This is a genomic window from Chitinibacter sp. FCG-7 (genome assembly GCF_040047665.1).
Lineage (GTDB): Bacteria > Pseudomonadota > Gammaproteobacteria > Burkholderiales > Chitinibacteraceae > Chitinibacter > Chitinibacter mangrovi.
Window position 1 is genome coordinate 3253649 of the sequence record NZ_CP157355.1, and the last position, 18670, is coordinate 3272318.

24 protein-coding genes are annotated in these 18670 nt (G+C 55.5%); 7 read left to right on the forward strand and 17 right to left on the reverse strand.

The genetic code is table 11. The annotated features are described in order from the left end of the window. Positions 1 to 106: 106 nt before the first annotated feature. Entirely contained in the window at positions 107 to 817 is a 711-nt protein-coding gene (locus ABHF33_RS15320) for an oligogalacturonate-specific porin KdgM family protein (protein ID WP_348944762.1), read from the reverse strand. Positions 818 to 1073: 256 nt separating this feature from the next. Between ABHF33_RS15320 and ABHF33_RS15325 the strand changes: the two genes are divergently transcribed. Beyond that, positions 1074 to 1382: a DUF2325 domain-containing protein gene (locus ABHF33_RS15325; protein WP_348944763.1), complete on the forward strand. Its 309-nt coding sequence runs from the start codon at positions 1074 to 1076 to the stop codon at positions 1380 to 1382. A gap of 98 nt (positions 1383 to 1480) precedes the next feature. Here ABHF33_RS15325 and ABHF33_RS15330 read toward each other — a convergent pair whose 3' ends face one another. From ABHF33_RS15330 to ABHF33_RS15345, 4 genes are all read right to left on the reverse strand, one after another. Beyond that, on the reverse strand, positions 1481 to 1948 hold the full coding sequence (locus ABHF33_RS15330; RefSeq protein ID WP_348944764.1) for a nuclear transport factor 2 family protein: 468 nt from the start codon (positions 1946 to 1948) through the stop codon (positions 1481 to 1483). A gap of 15 nt (positions 1949 to 1963) precedes the next feature. After that, the gene (locus ABHF33_RS15335) at positions 1964 to 2587 is read right to left on the reverse strand and encodes a glutathione S-transferase family protein (RefSeq protein WP_348944765.1); all 624 of its coding nucleotides are present in this window, start codon (positions 2585 to 2587) and stop codon (positions 1964 to 1966) included. Between the two features lie 36 nt (positions 2588 to 2623). Further along, positions 2624 to 4201 carry a pyridoxamine 5'-phosphate oxidase family protein gene (locus ABHF33_RS15340; protein ID WP_348944766.1) on the reverse strand — a complete coding sequence of 526 codons (1578 nt, stop codon included), beginning with the start codon at positions 4199 to 4201 and terminating at the stop codon, positions 2624 to 2626. A 315-nt stretch (positions 4202 to 4516) separates the two neighbouring features. Next, complete coding sequence (locus ABHF33_RS15345) at positions 4517 to 5212, reverse strand: glutathione S-transferase family protein (RefSeq protein ID WP_348944767.1); 696 nt, start codon at positions 5210 to 5212, stop codon at positions 4517 to 4519. 78 nt (positions 5213 to 5290) lie between these two features. Here ABHF33_RS15345 and ABHF33_RS15350 point away from each other — a divergent pair, with 78 nt between their 5' ends. Next, positions 5291 to 6175, forward strand: coding sequence for a LysR family transcriptional regulator (locus tag ABHF33_RS15350; protein ID WP_348944768.1), 885 nt, complete (start codon positions 5291 to 5293; stop codon positions 6173 to 6175). A gap of 14 nt (positions 6176 to 6189) precedes the next feature. Here the strand turns inward: ABHF33_RS15350 and ABHF33_RS15355 are convergent, their stop codons facing one another. Next, positions 6190 to 6801 carry a TetR/AcrR family transcriptional regulator gene (locus ABHF33_RS15355; RefSeq protein ID WP_348944769.1) on the reverse strand — a complete coding sequence of 204 codons (612 nt, stop codon included), beginning with the start codon at positions 6799 to 6801 and terminating at the stop codon, positions 6190 to 6192. Between the two features lie 85 nt (positions 6802 to 6886). Between ABHF33_RS15355 and ABHF33_RS15360 the strand changes: the two genes are divergently transcribed. The 3 genes from ABHF33_RS15360 to ABHF33_RS15370 all read left to right on the forward strand — a co-directional run bounded on the left by ABHF33_RS15360 (position 6887) and on the right by ABHF33_RS15370 (position 8851). After that, complete coding sequence (locus tag ABHF33_RS15360; protein ID WP_348944770.1) at positions 6887 to 7930, forward strand: zinc-dependent alcohol dehydrogenase family protein; 1044 nt, start codon at positions 6887 to 6889, stop codon at positions 7928 to 7930. A gap of 19 nt (positions 7931 to 7949) precedes the next feature. Beyond that, on the forward strand, positions 7950 to 8498 hold the full coding sequence (locus ABHF33_RS15365) for a carboxymuconolactone decarboxylase family protein (protein WP_348944771.1): 549 nt from the start codon (positions 7950 to 7952) through the stop codon (positions 8496 to 8498). Between the two features lie 80 nt (positions 8499 to 8578). Beyond that, positions 8579 to 8851, forward strand: coding sequence for a TfoX/Sxy family DNA transformation protein (locus ABHF33_RS15370; RefSeq protein WP_348944772.1), 273 nt, complete (start codon positions 8579 to 8581; stop codon positions 8849 to 8851). A gap of 118 nt (positions 8852 to 8969) precedes the next feature. On the opposite strand, the gene ABHF33_RS15375 is transcribed toward ABHF33_RS15370, so the two are convergent. From ABHF33_RS15375 to ABHF33_RS15390, 4 genes are all read right to left on the reverse strand, one after another. Next, positions 8970 to 10031: a hypothetical protein gene (locus ABHF33_RS15375; RefSeq protein ID WP_348944773.1), complete on the reverse strand. Its 1062-nt coding sequence runs from the start codon at positions 10029 to 10031 to the stop codon at positions 8970 to 8972. A gap of 365 nt (positions 10032 to 10396) precedes the next feature. Beyond that, positions 10397 to 10939 carry an NADPH-dependent FMN reductase gene (locus ABHF33_RS15380; RefSeq protein ID WP_348944774.1) on the reverse strand — a complete coding sequence of 181 codons (543 nt, stop codon included), beginning with the start codon at positions 10937 to 10939 and terminating at the stop codon, positions 10397 to 10399. Between the two features lie 156 nt (positions 10940 to 11095). Beyond that, positions 11096 to 12172, reverse strand: coding sequence for an alpha/beta hydrolase family protein (locus ABHF33_RS15385; RefSeq protein WP_348944775.1), 1077 nt, complete (start codon positions 12170 to 12172; stop codon positions 11096 to 11098). 240 nt (positions 12173 to 12412) lie between these two features. Continuing rightward, positions 12413 to 12565, reverse strand: a complete 153-nt coding sequence (locus tag ABHF33_RS15390) for a hypothetical protein (protein ID WP_348944776.1) — start codon at positions 12563 to 12565, stop codon at positions 12413 to 12415. 76 nt (positions 12566 to 12641) lie between these two features. Between ABHF33_RS15390 and ABHF33_RS17050 the strand changes: the two genes are divergently transcribed. Continuing rightward, on the forward strand, positions 12642 to 14285 hold the full coding sequence (locus ABHF33_RS17050) for an SDR family oxidoreductase (protein ID WP_432803941.1): 1644 nt from the start codon (positions 12642 to 12644) through the stop codon (positions 14283 to 14285). 93 nt (positions 14286 to 14378) lie between these two features. Here the strand turns inward: ABHF33_RS17050 and ABHF33_RS15405 are convergent, their stop codons facing one another. The 7 genes from ABHF33_RS15405 to ABHF33_RS15435 all read right to left on the reverse strand — a co-directional run bounded on the left by ABHF33_RS15405 (position 14379) and on the right by ABHF33_RS15435 (position 17636). After that, on the reverse strand, positions 14379 to 14873 hold the full coding sequence (locus tag ABHF33_RS15405; protein ID WP_348944777.1) for a peroxiredoxin family protein: 495 nt from the start codon (positions 14871 to 14873) through the stop codon (positions 14379 to 14381). A 21-nt stretch (positions 14874 to 14894) separates the two neighbouring features. Then, positions 14895 to 15350, reverse strand: coding sequence for a DoxX family protein (locus tag ABHF33_RS15410; protein ID WP_348944778.1), 456 nt, complete (start codon positions 15348 to 15350; stop codon positions 14895 to 14897). Positions 15351 to 15481: 131 nt separating this feature from the next. Continuing rightward, on the reverse strand, positions 15482 to 15730 hold the full coding sequence (locus ABHF33_RS15415; protein WP_348944779.1) for a BufA1 family periplasmic bufferin-type metallophore: 249 nt from the start codon (positions 15728 to 15730) through the stop codon (positions 15482 to 15484). Positions 15731 to 15746: 16 nt separating this feature from the next. Continuing rightward, positions 15747 to 16151, reverse strand: coding sequence for a DUF302 domain-containing protein (locus tag ABHF33_RS15420; RefSeq protein ID WP_348944780.1), 405 nt, complete (start codon positions 16149 to 16151; stop codon positions 15747 to 15749). Positions 16152 to 16154: 3 nt separating this feature from the next. Next, positions 16155 to 16418: a glutaredoxin 3 gene (gene grxC, locus ABHF33_RS15425; RefSeq protein ID WP_348944781.1), complete on the reverse strand. Its 264-nt coding sequence runs from the start codon at positions 16416 to 16418 to the stop codon at positions 16155 to 16157. A 124-nt stretch (positions 16419 to 16542) separates the two neighbouring features. Beyond that, positions 16543 to 17040 carry a YHS domain-containing (seleno)protein gene (locus ABHF33_RS15430; protein WP_348944782.1) on the reverse strand — a complete coding sequence of 166 codons (498 nt, stop codon included), beginning with the start codon at positions 17038 to 17040 and terminating at the stop codon, positions 16543 to 16545. A gap of 59 nt (positions 17041 to 17099) precedes the next feature. After that, the gene (locus ABHF33_RS15435; RefSeq protein WP_348944783.1) at positions 17100 to 17636 is read right to left on the reverse strand and encodes a carboxymuconolactone decarboxylase family protein; all 537 of its coding nucleotides are present in this window, start codon (positions 17634 to 17636) and stop codon (positions 17100 to 17102) included. Positions 17637 to 17764: 128 nt separating this feature from the next. Here ABHF33_RS15435 and ABHF33_RS15440 point away from each other — a divergent pair, with 128 nt between their 5' ends. Then, positions 17765 to 18664: a LysR family transcriptional regulator gene (locus tag ABHF33_RS15440; RefSeq protein ID WP_348944784.1), complete on the forward strand. Its 900-nt coding sequence runs from the start codon at positions 17765 to 17767 to the stop codon at positions 18662 to 18664. Positions 18665 to 18670: the final 6 nt, after the last annotated feature.

Sequence of the window (18670 nt, forward strand, 5' to 3'; positions counted from 1 at the left end):
TGCATAAATGGTTTTAAAGGCAAAAAAAGACCCTTCGCTGGCCATTGAGCTGCAATTGGCCGGCGAAGGGTCTGAGAATATTTAGTGTCGGTGCAATTAGAAATAATTAGAAATTGATCACGCTGCCGACACGCACGCGCCAGTCGTTGGTCAACACCTTGTCCTTGATGAGCGCATCAGGCAGATAGCCGATTTCAGCGTAAGGGCGGAAGGTTTTGTTCAGCTTGTAGCTCGCACCAATATTGTGCTCGAAAATATTTTTGCTGGCGTCCGGGTAGGCGTAGTTGGCCAGCTTGTGATCCCAGCGCAAATTGTAATAAGCGTCGATGTCGCTATTCACGCTCTTGCGCAGCCATACTTCGGTGCGCGTCGTGTCATCATTGTCGAGCTGCTTGTTCAGATTGCGGGTGTCGCGTGTTTTGTGTTCATAGCGAATGCGGCCATCCAGACGCCAGCCGGGGGCAAAAGCCCAATTGGCGCGTACGCCCACTTTGGCAATATCACCGGCGCTTTTGCTGTCCTGAAACAGCACGCTAGGCAGTAGCGTTAGCGTATCGCTGACTTTGTATTTGTAATACAGCTCGAATTCGGTTTCTTTCCAGCGCGACTGATCAATGCCTTCGCCGCTTTTGCTGGTATGGTCAACCACATACTCAACGCCGCCACCAATGCCGTTGCTCAGTTCATGGCTGAGCAGGTAGCGCGTTTCATATTTTTCCTGCTCGGTACGGTATTGCCCGCGTACGTCTAGGCTCGCAGCTTGTGCATTCAGTGCCAGTGCGGCCAACACGGTGGCCCATAGATATTTCTTGTTCATATTCAATCCCCTGTAGATGTCCAACTATCGCCCCAAGCGCGGCTGTGCTTGGCATGGGAAGAACTATATTGCAGTTTTGTTATGCCATTTAATACTTTAATATTATTTTAATATTCCATTTTGCATTGATTGTGGCTTTGCTCTATTTTATTATTTTGGTTATATAAAAATAGTTAAATGTAATTAAATAGAATATTGTGCCTGTGTTAGGGTTTGCTTACCGATCAAGGAAGATTTGGCACAAAGGAGAGGTGGCATGCAGGCATTGATTGTTGGCGCGGACCATCTGGGCAATATTCCGCAGACCCTGGCGCAGTTCGGCATTACGGTGGGGCACCATGTCAGTGGGCGCAACCCGTCACATCAGCGCAGCCCAAGCCATATCAATGGCATGGATGTGGTGATTCTGTTTACCGATTTTTTAAACCACAATGCCATGCGCAACTATCGCGATATTGCGCAAAAACGCAATGTCCGCTTTGTCGCCTGCCGCCGTTCAAGCTGCGATCTGACGCGCTCGCTGGAAAAAATCGGGGCAGTCAAAAGCCTGTCTGCCGTGCATTGACGCAGCAGGAGATGGCAAGAGCCCGGTTGTATGGCGGCCTGTCATGATGGCGGGCAGGCCATAGCGCTTGATTGGATCAAGGCTTTGGTCTGCAAGCATCACAAACCCAGCTCGCTCAAGCCCGGATGATCATCGGGGCGGCGGCCTTGGGGCCAGCGAAATAGCCGCTCATCCTCGCGAATCGGCAGATCGTTAATGCTGGCAAAGCGGCGCTGCATCAAGCCGTCCTCGTCAAACTCCCAGTTTTCATTGCCGTAGGAGCGAAACCATTCCCCGGCGGCATCGTGCCATTCGTAGGCAAAGCGCACGGCGATACGATTGCCCTCAAAGGCCCACAGCTCTTTGATCAGCCGGTATTGGTGTTCGCGCTGCCATTTGCGGGTGAGAAACTCAACAATCTGTGCGCGACCACGAGGAAATTCGTGGCGATTGCGCCAGATGCTATCGGCGGTGTAGGCCAGCGCCACCCGTTCGGGGTCGCGCGAATTCCAGCCGTCTTCGGCCAGCCGAACTTTTAAGCTGGCCGATTCAAGATCAAACGGTGGCAGGGGTGGGCGGGTAGACATTTTTTCTCCAATCAATCAGACATGCACTTGCGACTCAATGCCCGGCATCGCAATATAGCCGGGCAGTGTCTCGATGCGCGCTAGCCATTGGCAAACTGCGGGGTATTGCGTTAGCGCTACTTTCCCTTCAACGCTGAGCGCGATATACGGGTAGAGGGCAATGTCGGCGATGGTACAGTGCGGCGCGGCCAGCCAGGGCTGTTTCGTTAAGCTTGTTTCCAGCACCGCCATTAATTGTGCGGTGATGCTTTCAGCCTCGGCCAGCGCCACGGCTCGCCCCCATTTATGAAACAGCCGCAGCGCATTCGGCCCACGCGTGACTTCATTGGCCGCAGTGGCGAGCCACGCTTGAACTTGGGCTTGCCCGACTGGATCGCTCGGTAGCCAGAAATCAGCTTGCGCCACACCGTATTGCCGCGCCAGATACACCAGAATGGCCTGACTATCGCGTAGCACCACGTTGCCATCGACCAGCACCGGCACCTGGCCAAGCGGGTTTTTGGCCAGAAACTCGGCCGATTTATGCTCGCGATCTGCGCCATTCACGGCAATACTCTGGTAGGGTATATCCAGCAAAGACAGCATGAGTCTGACTTTGTGGCAATTACCGGAGAGGGCGAATTCATAGAGCTGGATCATTATTTTTTCCCTTCTTCAATAAGGATTCAATAAGCATTACAAATCAAGTTCAAGCCGCGCCGATTTTGCGCGCGAGACACAAATGCACATCAGCCCGGCGCGTTCGCGCTCGTTGGCGTTCAGCGCGTGATCGCGATGCTCGACCTCACCAGCCAGCACTTTCACCGCACAGGTACCGCAATTGCCCACACCACAATCCGACAGCGTATCCACGCCCGCCGCTTGCACCGCCGCCAGTACGGTTTGATCGGCCGCAATCGGAATCACCCGTTGCGAGCGGCGCAGCAGCACTTCAAATGGCCGGTTTTCACCGTGCGCCGCAGCGGCAAAACGCTCGAAATGAATCCGCTCGGTTGCAATCTGCAATTGCGCGGCAGTATTGGCTACAGCATCAATTAATCCGCTAGGTCCACACACATACACCTCGGTAGTATCCCCGGCCTGGCTGAGGACATGCCTCAGATCAAGGCGTGTACCTTCCGCGCTAAAATACGGCGTGATTTGCCCGGCCAGATCGCGCAGCAGCCGATCACCGTAGGCCATCTCGCGGCGGCTGCGGGCGGCATAGTGCAAATGAAAGTTGCGGCCTTGCGCTTTGAGCGCCTGCGCCATGGCTTTAATCGGCGTAATGCCAATGCCACCGGCAATCAGCAGCACCGGCGCAGCGTTGGTGCGCAGCGCAAAATCGTTCTGCGGCAGGCCGCAATGCAGCGTCATGCCCAGCTGATAATGCTGATGCACAAAGGCCGAGCCGCCTTCGCCTTCGTCTTGCCGCAGCACGGCGATTTCGTAAATATCTCGCCGCGCGGGGTTGGATGCGATAGAGTAATTGCGCACGCTATCCTGACCATTTTTCAGTTTCACCGGCACTTTCAAATGCGCCCCTGCCGTCACCGGCGGCAAGTCTTCGCCGTTTGGAAGGCGCAATTCATAGGCGCGCACCTGTGGCGTTAGCTGGCGCACGCCGCTGATGACTAATTCCAATTCGCCGCTGCCTAAGTGATTAAGCGGCTCGGCGGCCTGCGGTTTCGCGCGCAGCGCGGCGAGTTCAGCTTGCAATGGCGCAATCAGTTGCTCAATATCGGCGTCGGTGTAACGCGGCGTAATGTGCTGCGGGCAATTCCAATCCCAGGCCTCGACGGTAATCACCATCGCGCGCTCGATGCGGGCGCGGTAAGCCGGGCTTTCCAGCGCGGCGATCAGCGCCGGATCGTCGATTTCATGCACGATGCGCACCCGGCCCCAGATTTTCAGCCGACGGCGATTGGGGTAATCCATCAGAATGATCGAAATTTTGTCGTTGGCATTCAGATTACCCACCGATAAATACTGCACATTGCCGCGAAAATCGGCAAAGCCCAGCGTGTGCTCGTCCAACACTTTTAAAAACCCGGCCGGGCCGCCGCGGTGCTGCACATAAGGCCAGCCGTTTTCGTTCACGGTGGCCATATAAAAGCTATCGCGCTCGGCGATAAAGTCGGCCTCGCGGGCGGTGATCTCGCTGCGGCTATCTGCAGCCAGCTCAAAGCCCAGATTGCCATCGCGGCTGTGATAGCGGGTTTGCGCCGCTTTAACGCTATCGGTAAAGGTAATGGCAGCAAAGGCGCGCGGCATGGTGAGACTCCTCGGGACGGGTTTTTGACTCTGTAGCGCTTAGTATGTCGCCTACCCGCAGGCGAGAGAATCACCATTGGCGTGAATTGATTATTGCTGCAAGTGGAATAAACAGTCGCTGCGTGCAGAAAACCCAGTGTGAAATAGCTTGGGTATCTTCAGATCGTGTGTTGTTCACACGCAGGGGGTTAGGCCATCACTAACTTGCTTAAAGCAAAAATAGCTTTTCGGCCGTAAGCCATCGTGGCACTTTTTAATGGGTATATAGTTACGGAGTATGTTGATAGCTACTTGTAGCTATATACCCGTGTATGCTTAAAAGGTGCAGCTTGCCGCTTCTGCCTGCATCTGCGCACTGAGCACCGAATTGCGCTGGCTCAGAAATTCATTTAAGCGCCGAGGATAGTCGGCCACAACGGCTTGTTGCACCGATGGCCGCTGCGCCAGCGCGCGCCGCCAGGCCTGCACTTGCGGCCATGCTGCCAGCGACACCAGCTCGCGAATCGGCTCAATCGTCTCAAAGGCATCGTAATAGCGAAATACCGGGGCAAATACGGCGTCGACCAGCGTGAATTGCTCGCCAGCAAAATACGGGCCACTACCCAGCGCCGCCTCAACTTGCGCCCATTTCTGCTGCAGCTGCTGCGCTTTAAGCTGCAAAGTGGCTTCGTCTTTAGCCGAATAAAATCCGGCAATATCAGTCAAAATGGCCGAGCCCAACTCCATCCAGCCACGATGCCGGGCGCGCAAGAGTGGATCGGCCGGGTGCAGCTGCGGTGCCTGCGTTTCATCCAGATATTCACAAATCACCGCCGATTCAAAAATCGCCGCCTCGCCTACTTGCAATACCGGTACTTTGCCCAGCGGCGAAATGGCCAGAAACCAATCCGGCTTATTGGCCAGATCAATATTTTTGCGCGTAAATGGCACGCCTTTTTCCAACAGCACAATGGCGGCGCGTTGCACAAAGGGGCAGAGCAGGTGGCTTACCAGCGTGAGTGGCTGCGACATATTGATTTCCTTATTGGGTGTAATTTGCGTTAGTCTAAGCTTGCTCTATTGCAATCAACATAAGCAGGAATGCAGATTATGCATGCAAAAACGCAATACCATCTGGCGAGCCAAGACCTAGAGTTTTTGCTGGCGGTGACACGGGGCGGCACACTGGCCGCTGCTGCCGAACGGCTGGGCGTTGATGCCTCAACGGTTTTTCGCAGCATCCAGCGCATTGAAAAAGGGTTGGGGCAGCGCCTGTTCGAGCGCAGCAAGGCGGGGTATTTCCCGACTGAAATGGCGCAGATCCTAGCTGGCCACGCCGAGCAAATGGAAATTGCGCTTGAGTCGGCGCGCTCGGCGGCGCAATTGCAGCCCGAAGATGTGGCTGGCAGCGTGCGCATCACTACCACCGATTCCATCCTGCATGGCCTCATCGCCCCCGAGCTTGATGTGCTCTCCACGCAGCATCCGCAGCTGAGCTTTGATTTGCACACCGGCAATGAGCTGGCCAATCTCAGCCGCCGCGACGCTGATATTGCGATCCGCGCCACCCGCAAGCCGCCGCAACATCTGGTGGGCAAACACCTAGGCAGCATCAAAGTGGCGTTGTTTGCGGCGCAAAACAGCCCCTATGCCGATTTGCCTGCGGTGATCGAGCAACATGCGCCGTGGATTGCACCTGATGACGCGCTGCCTGATCATCCGACGGTGATCTGGCGCAAAAAGCATTATCCCAAAATCATGCCGCGCTACCGGGTGAACAGCATTTTAACGTTGGTGGAGTTGATCGAACGCGGCATGGGAGTGGGCATGGTGCCGACATTTCTAGCCGCCACGCGGCCAAATCTGCGCGCCTTGACGCCCGAGCTGGACGAATGTGCCACCGATCTGTGGCTGCTCACCCACCCCGAATCCCGCCACCTGCGCCGTGTGGCTACGGTGTTTAGTCATCTGGCGCAGCATATCCAATTGCGCTAAGCGCCGCCGCTTGCTTAGTGGCCGTTCACAGGCCAGGCCTTCATGGCAAGGTCTGCCATGTTGAGCAAATCCACCGTACTTGCCCCATCAATCGCTTGTACTGACATCCCCTGAATCACCCCAGCATAAAATCCGGCTAGCGCGTGGATATCCAGATCGGCTGGTAAATCACCATCCTGCTGACCTTGTTGCAGCCGCGCCAGCATCATCGCCCGTGTGTTACGGCGATGATCGGCAGTGAGTTCGCCAATCGCCGCATTGGCCTCGGCGCAGCGCAACACCCCGCTGGCAATTGGGCAACCGGGGGGATGATTGGGCGCGGTAAATTGCTCGGCAGCGCCACGCAGCATCGCGTTCAGGCCAATGCGCGCGGTCGGCGCTTGCGAGAGCAATGCGCTAATTCGCTCGTATTGCTGCGCCAGATATTGATTGATCGATTCACGATACAAGGCGGGCTTGGATTCAAAGGCGGCATACAGGCTGGGCGCATTGATACCGAGCGTGCTGGTCAGGTCGCTCAGCGACGTGCCCTCATAGCCTTTGGCCCAGAACAATTGCAATGCTAATTCAAGCGCTTGCGTGCGATCGAACGCCCTTGGCCGGCCTCGCGATTTTTTTATTTCCATATCGATCACTACAAAATGTGTTGACGACGTCATCTTAGCCTGATTATATTATGTATCGATCACTATATAAACAGGATTAAACACGATGCAAGGCGTTCAAACCCAGCACAGTAGCCACTATCAGTTGCAACGCAACGACGATACTTTTCAATTACAGCAGGTGCCAAGCCAGCTACCGGCCTTGGCGGCCGATCAGGTTTTGATTCGGGTCGGCGCGGTGAGCCTGAATTACCGCGATTTGCTGATTTTGCGTAATGCCGGTCAAGATACCGTCGATGGCCAGATTCCCTTATCCGATGCGGCAGGAACGGTGATTGCAATCGGCAGCAAAGTGCAACGCTGGCAAGTCGGCGATCGGGTTGCGCCCAATTTTTTCCCTCAATGGCACGATGGCAAATATCAGACCCAACATTATTCACACGGCGCGCTGGGCGGCGCGAATCTGGCTGGCGTGCTTGCCGAGCATATCGTCGCCAGCGAAGACGACATTGTGGCGATTCCAGCGCATTTGAGTTTGCAAGAAGCCGCTACTTTGCCGTGCGCCGCGGTGACGGCTTGGCATGCGCTGTTTGAACGCGGGCAATTGCAAGCGGGTGAAACGGTATTGATTCAGGGTACGGGCGGTGTGGCGTTGTTTGCGCTGCAACTGGCGGTGGCACAAGGCGCCAAGGTGATTATCACCTCGTCATCGAATGCCAAACTGGCGCGCGCCAAAGCACTGGGCGCATGGCAAACGATCAACTACCGCGAGCAGCCAGCTTGGGACGAAGTCGCTCTCACCCTAACCGATGGCGTGGGTGTCGATCATATTCTGGAGCTGGGCGGCCCTGATACCTATGCGCGCTCGATCAACGCGCTGGCCGCAGGCGGGCATATTCATCAAATCGGCGTGCTCACCGGCTTTGGCCCAACGCCCAATTTGTGGCCGCTGCAATTTAAAAACGCCAATATCAACGGCATTCTGGTCGGCTCGGTCGCACACTTTAACGCGCTCAATGCCTTCCTCAGCCAGCACCAAATCACGCCCGTGATCGATCAGGAATTTACCTATGCGCAAGCCAGCGAGGCCTTCGACTACCTCGCCAGCGCACAGCACTTCGGCAAAATCGTGATCAACGTTCAATCTTAAAGCCACAGGAATATTCAAAATGACCCGCTTTCAAACTCACACCATTGAAACCGCGCCTGAAGAAAGCCGTGCATTACTGAGTAATGCCAAAGCGAACTATGGCTTTGTTCCCAATCTTTTTGCCAATATGGCCGAATCACCCGCACTACTGGAAGGCTATCTGACGTTGACGCAGATTTTTAATAAAACCAATCTGAGCGAAACCGAAAAACAAATCATTATGATGACGGCCAATCGGCTCAATCGCTGCGACTATTGCATGGCCGCGCACACCACGATCGCTAAAGCCGCAGTGCCCGCCGAGGTCATTGCCGCGCTGCGCGACAACACGCCAATTGCAAATGCCAAGCTCGAAGCATTGCGCCAATTTACCATCCAAGTTGTTGAAAACCGTGGCTGGCCTACGCAGCAAGAAATCGCCAAATTCATCAGCGCAGGTTATGGCCAGCAAACGGTGTTGGACGTCATTTTGGGGATTAGCTTAAAAATCCTCTCGAATTACACCACCAGCATGGCCGATACCAAGCTGGACGACGTGTTTAAAGCCGATCTCTGGCAGGCGGCATAAAGAAAAAGGATAGCCATGCGACATGCAGTGTGGCTATCCTTTATTGAGAGCTGCCCAATCACGGGCTGACCGGAGGCACATTGGAAACGGTTGATCAACTCAAAGGCCTAGGGCCCAAAAGCCGCGAAATGCTGGCACAAATCGGCATCACCACCGCTGCACAACTGCGCGCGGCGGATGCGTTCGATGTGTATGCGCAGCTGCAGCAAGTCATGCCGAATGTCTCGCTCAATATGCTGTACGCGCTGATTGGCGCGCAGGAAGATTTGCCGTGGCAGCAAATCAAACAAGAGCGCAAAACCGAAATCTTGCTGCGGCTGGATGATATGGGTTTGGCACCAAGACGAAAATAGTGATAGGTATATCGCCAAAAAATAATCGTTTAAAGCTCTATAGCAATATACCCATGAAATTATCCTTCATCACCACGAAAACTGCGATGCCACGCCCAGCCCGATTGTACGTCGCAGCTTAAGCTGTTTTCGTTTCGTGCGCTTGCTCATACCCCTGCGGCAAATGGCCGAGCAAATTTTCATATTGATTGATTAATTGGCGATTTTTACGCCCTAGCTCGCCCTCCCCCAATACCGGTGCGCGGCTGGCATCAACTTCGTAATTATTGGCACGGAAAATCTGCTCGAACTGCACATCGGCCAGATCATGGGCGTAGGCGCGCGTTTGTAGCGATAAATGGGCAACAGCCTGAATTTGATTGCTGCGGCTAAAGCGCGCAAAGCCGCGAAAACGGAAAGTCTCATCCACATGGCGATCACTATGCGCAATCAGCGCATCCATCAGCGCATAGGGCAACTCGTGCAAGCGTGCGACAGACAGCAATACACTAAGTTGCAGCTTTTCAAATTCGGGAAAATCGCCCTCCAGCTGACGCGCTAGCGGCGCAGCGCCCAATTGTAGATCGATCAGTACGCGCTCTCCCGCCAGCTCGTGCAGCTGCACCAGCTCGATCGCCCGTTGCGCAAAGCGCAGCGGGGACAGCTCAGCCCGAACTGCGCTCGCCAAATCCAATGGAGTGATTGGGCGAGCCGAGGCCTGCAAAGCATTCCGCTGCTGCGCCAGTAAAGGCAAATCATGATGATTACTGAACGCTGCGCTGGTTTTGCCATCGCCGCTGCGCACCGTTAGCAATTCGCGCACTTCGTGTTCCCGCGCTTTTTTGATCGCCAGAAAAGCGGTTTGGATAATTTCTGATGTTGGGGTATCGGCGTCAATCCGCCATTTTCTGCCGTACACCAGCTTATGCGGACGCAGGGCATTGCTGCGATCATAATTCTCGCGGCCGATCAGGCCCACTTGCAAATACATGCCGTTCGCATCTTGCCCAGCAAACAGCGGCGTATGCGCGTCAAAATCGATCTGCGCGAGCAGTATCGACACGCTCTGAACCGTGTGCTGATAGCACAAATAATGTTGCGCAATCCAGCGCTGGCCATTGGGTAAAGTCAGCGTAGGCGCCAAAGGCATCACGCGCTCACCAAGGCCGTGCGGGGTAAGATTTAAAGTATGTAGCGTCATCACAATAGCCATTCAGATCAATGACGCTATTGTGCTTGCGCACACCAAAAAGAAGAATCGCCACAAAATACAATTGATTATTGCATTTAATGCAATTGAGTGTGCCCGTACCTGATCTCTAGCTACTCGACCTCGGGACAAAAACGGCAATGTTCTGAATCCGTATTGATCCCAACCTCGTCGGTGAATTTAGGGCTTGAGTCCCCGTCGCGGATTTCGACCGTAAAACACCGCACCGAAGGCGCTAAAACCTATCAATACGCATTGAGAATATTGCCATAGAAGCATAGGTATATTGATTTAAGTATTAAATTGCTTGGCTTATAGCTATATACCTAACTATGTATCAGTGCTAAACAATCACTTCAGATTGCCACTTCACACTGTATTTCGGCAAACACCGCCAGCGCCGCGCGCAAGTCGGCGCATAGCTGTGGATTTCGCAAAATCGCCTCGGTCGTCGTCGTAGCGCCAACGATCGGCACAGTAATCGACGCCGCCTCAATCCACTGCGCCGACATCATCGTTAGCGTTTCTTTCAAAGCATCAAAAGCATGGTGCGCACGGGGCGAGGCATTGAGTGTTGCGACGGGTTTATTCACAAACGCGGGGGTATTAACCAACCAATCGAGCAGATTTTTCATCACCCCACTAACGCCATGCGCGTACTCGGGGCTGGCGATCAGCACACCATCGGCAGCGATAATCTGGTCGCGTAAGTCCGCCAACAGCGGCACGGTTTCGAGGTCGAGATCGGGATTAAACGGCGACACTTGGGCAAGGTGCTCAAACAGCGTGACCTGAATCTCGTGCGGTGCTAACGCCTGCACCGCGCGCAGCAAAGCCGTATTACACGACGCAGCGCGCAAGCTGCCGGAGATGGCGATCAGGTGTAGGGCTTGTGACATGGCGAACTCGGTGGGAGTTGAAAGATGGGAGCGGTATATGGCCCAATGCAGAAAGCTGTCGTAGGGTTTGAAACGCGAAGCGATGCGCACCATTATGCGGTCCCGCGTACGCTCGGCACACCCTACAAGGCTGACCCTGCCGCCAACTCTAACCGATTAGTCCGAATGCTGCTTAGCCCACTCTACAATCTGGGGTAAAAACTCCGGGGCGAAGGCATCTTCGGCGGCGATGAAATAGCGCAGCGTCATCCACCAAGTCCACTCGCTGGGTAATTGCATGCTGTAGGTGGCCGAATCCAGCATGGTGTGATCGGCCTGCGGTATGATGGCGACTCGATGCTGTGGATGGGCTTTGGTATTGAGTAGGGCGGCAAAGGCCTGCGCGTTTGCTTTGGCATCCACATTCAAATCGTCTTGACCCCAAATCGCGAGTAATGGCGTTTGCAGGCTGGCCAACTGCTGGCTGCTGTTGGCATTGATATTGAGCGCGATGAAATGATAGCGCGCGGCGCTCAGTGGCTCGGTATTTGCCCCAACAGGAGCGGGGTGTTGGGCGAGGTAGGCCTGATATTGCTGGCGATAGTCGGCAAAGCTGAGCGAGAGCGAGGGTTGGGGCGCGGCGTGTTGCCATTGCAGCGCTTGCGCCATGGCCGGCGCGCTAAGGCCCGCGCGGCGCAGGCGTTGCTGGGTGAAATACGCCCCCTGCGCCTGCCAGTCGAGCGCCGCGCCAACGGTGATCAGATAGGCGGGGGCAGGTTGCTGCGTGCCGACGATGGGCAAGACCCAGCCGGCTTGGGAAAACCCCAGCACGCCAATGTGGTGCGGCTGAATGTCTTTGCGCTGGGCCAACATCTGCATGGCGGCCTGCGTTTCTTGCGCTCGATCGGCCATCGATTGCTGTAGCCAATCGCCAGTGGATTGGCCGGTGCCTGGTTTATCCCAGCTAAAACACGCGATTCCCGCCGCCAAAAACGCGTTGATGATCTGCGTGTAGCGGTCTAGCCCGCGGGTTTGCGGCCCATCGCCATGCACCAGCAGCACCACCGGAAAAGGCCCGCTGCCTGCTGGCAATAATAATGTGCCAGCGAGCTGGTTTTGCTGGTGGCGAAAGCTGAGCTCGACTTGCTGCTGCGCTTTGAGCTCATGGCGCTGCGCCAAGAGCAGTAACGCTAGTATTAGTAAAACTGCGCAGGCGCAGGCCAGCCATAGTCGACGACGTAATTTGCTATGCAAGCGGATGTGCTCCCAATTCAGAGGATAAGGCCGAGCGCGCGTGGGCGCAGACATCAGATCCGGAAATACTCAAATCATCCGACTCACGCAGCCGCATTGCGCTGCGATGGCAGATGGAATGCGTTTTGAATAAAACACCAATCATACAGCTTGAGAAAGATCAGCGTCATTTCAGTTGGATTGCACAGGCGATCCTGCGTTTTGCTAATTTATTACCCTAGGGGTATAGCAGCCTAGCTGTTATTCAGTAATGACTTTAGCCATATACCCCATATGGCTGTTGCCAGTGATCATGCCCCAAACCATTACATCGCAATTGCGCAAGATTCGGGTCGGCGCAGCGAGTGCTGCGCCGTAGGATGAAGCCAGCTTGGGCATGAGCCCGAGCATCATCTGATCAGGGGAAGCACAATGGGGCGTTTAGCAAATAAAGTGGCGATCATCACCGGGGCGAGTAGCGGCATTGGCTATGCCACGGTACGAGCTGTTTGCCCACGAAGGGGCGGCGGTAGTGGTGGCGGCGCGGCGGGGTGCGGCCTTGCAAGATTTGGTGGCGCAGATTCAGGCGGCAGGTGGCCGGGCGAGCGCGCTGACGGGCGATGTGGGGGATGAAGCTTTTGCGCAGGCGCTGGTGGCGCGCGCGGTGGATGAATATGGCGGGCTGGATATTGCTTTTAACAATGCCGGTATCTTGGGTGAAATGGGCCCGGTATCGCAGCTAAGCCTGGCCGATTGGAATCAGGTGCTGACCACCAATCTCACCAGCGCCTTTCTGGCCGCCAAACATCAGCTGCCAGCGATGGCGGCGCGGCAGGGCGGTTCGCTGATTTTTACTTCCACTTTTGTTGGCCACACCGCCGGTATGCCGGGCATGGCCGCCTATGCTGCCAGCAAAGCCGGGCTGATTGGCCTGACGCAAGTCTTGGCCAGCGAATATGGCGCGCAGCAGATTCGGGTGAATGCGCTACTCCCCGGCGGCACCGATACGCCGGCTGGGCGCGAATTTGCCAATACGCCTGAAGCCATCGCGCTGGTGCAGCAGCTGCATGCGCTCAAACGCATGGCTACGCCGGTACCGAAATTGCCCGTTCGGCTTTGTATTTGGCCTCGGATGAGGCAAGCTTTACCACCGGCACGGCCATGCTGGTGGATGGTGGTGTGTCGATTCAGCGGGTGTAAGGGGGAGCAAATGTCGGATTTCCAGCGCGTGGCGCAGGCCATGCAGTATTTAGCCGCGCATGCGCACGAGCAGCCTAGCCTCGCCGCCGTAGCTAGCGCGGTGCACCTGAGCCCGTTTCATTTTCAGCGCTTGTTTTGCCGCTGGGCCGGCACCACGCCCAAGCGGTTTTTACAGGCGCTGACGCTGGAGCGGGGCAAAGCGCTGCTCGATCAATCGGCCTCGGTGCTGGAGACGGCGCATGCGCTGGGGCTCAGTGGCGGCTCGCGCCTGCATGATCATTTTGTGCAGCTGGCCGCGGTGACGCCCGGCGAATACAAAAGCCGCGGCGCGGGGCTGATGATCGAATATGGCCTGCACCCCACGCCGGTGGGGCCGCTGTGGCTGGCGCAAACCCCGCGCGGGGTGTGCCGTGCCGAGCTGCTGGATTTTCATTCCCCCGCCACTTTGCTGGCCGAGCTGCAGCAAGCTTGGCCGCTGAGCAGCATACGCGAAAACCCGGCCGCCACAGCGCCCGCAGTGGCCGCAATGTTTGGCTCGGCAGACGCCGCCGCGGCGGGACCGGTGTCGCTGCATGTGGCTGGCACTAATTTTCAGCTGGCGGTGTGGCGTGCTTTACTCAATATCCCGCCCGCGGCGTTGACGAGCTACGGGCAGATCGCAGCGGTACGTGGGGCGGCCCAGCGCGGCGCGGGCGGTGGGCAATGCCATTGGTGCCAATCCGGTGGCACTGCTGATTCCCTGTCATCGGGTGATCCAGCAAAGCGGGGCGCTGGGTGGGTATCGCTGGGGCTTGGGGAAAAAGCTGATGATCCAGACTTGGGAGCAACTGCAAGCCGCGCCCGTGCTCTAGTCGCACGGCAAGTGCATCAGTACCCCCGCTGCTTAGCTGCTTTTGACTATGTCGCAAATGCCCTAGGTAGTATTGCCGTGTAATGCAATATGGCATTGGCTTTTGCGTATATACCCATGCCAATTATGCTGCTGGCTAGAATTGCCGCTCGCCCATTCACTGCATTGCCATTGTGCCTATTGATTTTGCAGTGCCGTCCAGATGTCGTCCCAGTCGGCATCCTGGATTATGCCTTCGCGTTTGAGGGTGATTTCGCCGGTTTTGCCGATCACGAATACAGTGGAATCGCTATTCATCTCGCCAAAGTTATCCTGCTGTGCGCCGTCAAACCGCCACAGTAGTGGAAATTGCTCATCCTTGGGTGTGGTGGCGCGCACCAGCTCGGCATAGCTGCGAAATAGCTCGGGTTTACTATCGAGCCCGACGCCAATCACATTAAAGCGGCTGGTTTTATTGGCTTTGTAAAACTCGCGGATCAGCTTGAAGTTGTACACGCAGGTATTGCAGCCAGCTTTAAAAAACACCAGCAGCACGGTTTGATCTTTGCCGCGCAGCTGCGCCAGATTGATGCTTTTGGCACTGATGACGTCGCGTCCCTGTAGCGTCGGGGCGGCAATGGCACTGGTACAGAGCAAAACACTATACAAAAAAGCCTGCCAGAAATTTTTCATTACCGCTCCTTTTAAATCTGTTTAGTTAGTTTGAGATGGGCGAAACCACAGACGATCCAGCGCCCAGCGCTGCACAGGGATGGCAATCAGCACCAGCAACATCAAGCCCCATTCCAGATGGTCCTGCAGTGCGGGCGGAATATCTTTGAGCACATGGTAGTAGGAAGCCACTGCAACCAGATTAAGTACAAACAGCCCAAGTGCCGAGAAGCGGGTGAACACGCCCAATACCAGCAACACCGGCAAGACCAGCTCGCCCACCGTACCGCCGAAGGCGGCAAGCTGGGGCGAGAGCAGCGGCACTCGGTATTCGTCGGTAAACAGCATCACCGTGGTTTCCCAATCGGCGAATTTGGTGAGGCCCGACATAAAAAAGATTTTCGCGATGTATAGGCGCAGCAAGAGATCGGTCAGTGGTGCGATCGGGTTGAACAGATTGGCCGCCGCAAGGCGGGATAAGAGTGACTTAGCTAACATGGTGGTTTCCTAATGGCGTTTTACAGATTAGTCGGTCATCGACCAATATTCTGACTAACCGGACAAAAAAATCCCCTTCGGGTCAGCAAAGGGGCAAGAACGGAGATGAAGATCAATAGCAATTGGAAAAACTAGCGTGGGCTAAGTGAGCCTTGCAAATTCAGGCAAGTACCCTTGGCGACCAGTTTCCACTCTTTGCCATCGCGGTCGGCTTTGGCCATGCCCGCGCACGAATGCCCGTTGGCCGCGCAGTCGTTACCACCCGCTTTGGCCACACCAAAGCACTTTTCTTTGCTTGGATCGGCTGCCAAGCTCGGTTGGGCTGCCAGTGCGAGTACGGCGGTCATCGCGCTGGCAAGAATCAGATGTTTGCTATCCATGGTGTACTCCTAGGGTTTAAATCGCGTTAATGCTGTCGGCCAGTGCCTGCTGCAGCGCCTGCACTGGGACGAGCAATTCCGCTGCCAAGCCATGCCGCAATTGCAGATAATCGGGCTGATTAAAGTAGACCCAGACCTGATCATCACACGCTTGCGTCACCAATACTTTCAGCGGTAAATCCAGGCCGGTGCTGATGGCTGAATTCATCAGCACGGTGCCTAGTTTGGGATGACCAAAAATCAGCAATTGCGTTGGCGGTAATTCCAATTGCTGGCTGTGCGCCAGCGCTTGGTGATCAATCTGGGTAAATAGCGTTACCCCTTTACTGATGATCGCAGCGCGTAAACGCTCGACCGTTTCGGCCATTGCATACGCCGAAATCAATTTATGAATGCCAAAGGCCGTCGGCTGCTCGCACATGCTTTAATCCTCCGCATCAGCCAGCCACTGTGGCAACTGGCCGGCTTGCTCCAGCGCGAGCAAATCGGTAAAACCGCCTACATGACGCTCGCCAATAAAAATCTGCGGCACCGAGCGGCGCGCGCTGCGCGCGATCATCGTGGCAAATTCATCCGGGTTTTGATCGACCAGAATCTTGTTCACCGCCAGACCTTTGCGCGCCAGCAGGTTTTCGGCTTGCACGCAAAATGGGCAAGTGCGGGTGCTGTACATGGTAATGGTTGCCATTGTTGCTTCCTTGATCGTGGCCAAGCACGCTCTGCTACGGCACGGCCCAATACATTAAAATTTGATGGGTATATCGCTCTACAACAATTAGTATCGAATCACTAGCGATATACCCAAGAGGCTATTACAAATCTTTCGGCGCTTTATCTTTGATGCTTGGCCATTCCATATTGGCTTTCTTCAGATTGCCCGCTACGTCTTCCAGCCATTTTTTCTGAACTTCTTTATTCACGTTCAGGTACAGCTTGCCATCGACTACTTTCCACGCTTGCGGATCACCATCGAGCTTTTTATCCAGCGCCACACCCATTGCGCAGAAGCCACCGAATTGCGGCGCAAAACGAGCTGGGTTAGCAGTAAATTTGTCGCGGTTGGCTTTCGAAGCAAAGTGGTAAGTCACACCGTCATAGCTGGCGCTGTAGGCCGCATTACCCAAAGTCGGCGCTTTTACGGTGAAGTACGCTACCGGGTCAAAACCTTTTAAGCCAACGCCTTGTTCATCGACATTGATCGCGGCGGTTGAGTTTTCGTCGTAGGCCATGGCGGTGCTTGGCACGGCGGCAAGGAAGGCGAAGCCCGACATCAAAGTAGCGGCGATCAGGGTTTTGCGAAGGTTCAACATGGGATATTCCTTTTCAATATGAAGTAGTGAGTGTGGGTACCACGGGGTGCAGCAAACTTTTAAGCCAAAGTCACTTTCGGGAAGTCGATTTCCACGCGGCTGGCTTTGCCCAGGATATTGGTCAGCAAATTCATGCCGACATGCGTGATGATCTCGACGATGTCGGCATCGCTAAAACCGGCGTTGCGCGCTTCGATTAGCTCGGCGGTGGTGATTTCGCCTTTGTGTTCGGCCAGCGAGCGCGCCAGTTTTACGGCGATGGCGGCTTTGGCGTCTTGGCTGCTACCGGCGCGGTTGGCGGCGATTTCATCGCCATTCAGGCCTGCGCCTTTACCAATCGCGGTATGCGCCGACAAGCAGTATTCGCAGGAGTTTTGCTGCGCCAGCGCTAGGGCGATGCGCTCGCGGGTTTGCAGATCCAAGCTGCCTTCTTTGGCAATACCGTGCAGGCCGAGGAAGGCGCGCAGTGCGGCGGGCGAGTTGGCAAACACTTTCAAGAAATTCGGTACGATACCGAGCTGGGCGTGGATCGCGTCAAACAAGGCTTGTTGTTCGGCGGTGGCAGTTTCAGTAGTGATGACGTTAATGCGGCTCATGGTGTTTTCCTTCGTTGGGTTAAGTTGTTTCGCTCGGTATTGAGCGAATGAGTGCATTGTGCCGATCTCCACTTGAAAGAAGAATCTATATGCCAGACAATAGATTGTTGCTAAAAATGGAATAAACTATGGATCGATTTCATCAGATGAGCGTGTATGTGGCGGTAGCGGAAACGGAGAGCTTTGCCGCTGCGGCGCGCAAGCTGGCGATGTCGCCGCCAGCGGTGACGCGCGCCGTGGCCGCGCTGGAAGAAGCATTGGGCGTGAAGTTACTGAACCGTACCACGCGCTATGTGCGCGTGACTGATGCAGGGCAGCGCTATCTGGACGATGCACGGCGCATTCTGGCCGAGGTACAGGAAGCCGACGAAGTGGCCGCCGGGATTAACGCCGAGCCGCGCGGGCATCTCACCATCACCGCGCCGGTGTTATTTGGCCAGCTGTATGTCATGCCGCAGGTGGTGAAATTTTTGCAACGCTACCCGGATGTCGATGTATCGGCGATGTTTCTCGACCGGGTGGTGAATATGCTGGAAGAAGGCGTGGACGTGGGTATCCGCATCGGCGCCTTGCCCGATAGCACCATGCGGGCAATACGGGTAGGGCAGGTGCGCCGCGTGCTGTGCGCCTCGCCCGACTATCTGGCGCAATATGGCATCCCGCAAACGCCGCAAGATTTGCTCAAGCACCAGATCGTTGCCGCCAGCGGCATTAGTCCGACGATTGAGTGGAAGTTTGGCGACGATGAGCACAGCAAAGCCGTGCGCATCAAACCCCGCATTACCGTGACCAGCAATGATGGTGCAATTTCGGCGGTGCGCCATGGTGCGGGGATTACGCGGCTGATGTCGTATCAGGTGGCGGAGTATTTGCAGCGTGGCGAATTAAAGACGGTGCTGGGTGAGTTTGAAGCCAAACCATTGCCGATTCACATCGTTCATCGCGAAGGACGGCATGGTTCGGCCAAAATCCGCGCCTTCGTCGATTTTATGGCGCAAGCACTCAAAGAAAACAGCGCGCTCAACTAGCCCTCA

Coding starts and splice junctions, on each gene's coding strand:
- ABHF33_RS15440 (WP_348944784.1), top strand. CDS start 17,765: ATGGATCGATTTCATCAGATGAGCGTGTATGTGGCGGTAGCGGAAACG.
- ABHF33_RS17050 (WP_432803941.1), top strand. CDS start 12,642: ATGCCACGGTACGAGCTGTTTGCCCACGAAGGGGCGGCGGTAGTGGTG.
- ABHF33_RS15360 (WP_348944770.1), top strand. CDS start 6,887: ATGCAAGGCGTTCAAACCCAGCACAGTAGCCACTATCAGTTGCAACGC.
- ABHF33_RS15365 (WP_348944771.1), top strand. CDS start 7,950: ATGACCCGCTTTCAAACTCACACCATTGAAACCGCGCCTGAAGAAAGC.
- ABHF33_RS15410 (WP_348944778.1), bottom strand. CDS start 15,350: ATGTTAGCTAAGTCACTCTTATCCCGCCTTGCGGCGGCCAATCTGTTC.
- ABHF33_RS15320 (WP_348944762.1), bottom strand. CDS start 817: ATGAACAAGAAATATCTATGGGCCACCGTGTTGGCCGCACTGGCACTG.
- ABHF33_RS15430 (WP_348944782.1), bottom strand. CDS start 17,040: ATGTTGAACCTTCGCAAAACCCTGATCGCCGCTACTTTGATGTCGGGC.
- ABHF33_RS15420 (WP_348944780.1), bottom strand. CDS start 16,151: ATGTGCGAGCAGCCGACGGCCTTTGGCATTCATAAATTGATTTCGGCG.
- ABHF33_RS15345 (WP_348944767.1), bottom strand. CDS start 5,212: ATGTCGCAGCCACTCACGCTGGTAAGCCACCTGCTCTGCCCCTTTGTG.
- ABHF33_RS15390 (WP_348944776.1), bottom strand. CDS start 12,565: ATGATGCTCGGGCTCATGCCCAAGCTGGCTTCATCCTACGGCGCAGCA.
- ABHF33_RS15355 (WP_348944769.1), bottom strand. CDS start 6,801: ATGGAAATAAAAAAATCGCGAGGCCGGCCAAGGGCGTTCGATCGCACG.
- ABHF33_RS15335 (WP_348944765.1), bottom strand. CDS start 2,587: ATGATCCAGCTCTATGAATTCGCCCTCTCCGGTAATTGCCACAAAGTC.
- ABHF33_RS15325 (WP_348944763.1), top strand. CDS start 1,074: ATGCAGGCATTGATTGTTGGCGCGGACCATCTGGGCAATATTCCGCAG.
- ABHF33_RS15330 (WP_348944764.1), bottom strand. CDS start 1,948: ATGTCTACCCGCCCACCCCTGCCACCGTTTGATCTTGAATCGGCCAGC.
- ABHF33_RS15380 (WP_348944774.1), bottom strand. CDS start 10,939: ATGTCACAAGCCCTACACCTGATCGCCATCTCCGGCAGCTTGCGCGCT.
- ABHF33_RS15375 (WP_348944773.1), bottom strand. CDS start 10,031: ATGACGCTACATACTTTAAATCTTACCCCGCACGGCCTTGGTGAGCGC.
- ABHF33_RS15435 (WP_348944783.1), bottom strand. CDS start 17,636: ATGAGCCGCATTAACGTCATCACTACTGAAACTGCCACCGCCGAACAA.
- ABHF33_RS15340 (WP_348944766.1), bottom strand. CDS start 4,201: ATGCCGCGCGCCTTTGCTGCCATTACCTTTACCGATAGCGTTAAAGCG.
- ABHF33_RS15350 (WP_348944768.1), top strand. CDS start 5,291: ATGCATGCAAAAACGCAATACCATCTGGCGAGCCAAGACCTAGAGTTT.
- ABHF33_RS15415 (WP_348944779.1), bottom strand. CDS start 15,730: ATGGATAGCAAACATCTGATTCTTGCCAGCGCGATGACCGCCGTACTC.
- grxC (WP_348944781.1), bottom strand. CDS start 16,418: ATGGCAACCATTACCATGTACAGCACCCGCACTTGCCCATTTTGCGTG.
- ABHF33_RS15405 (WP_348944777.1), bottom strand. CDS start 14,873: ATGAAAAATTTCTGGCAGGCTTTTTTGTATAGTGTTTTGCTCTGTACC.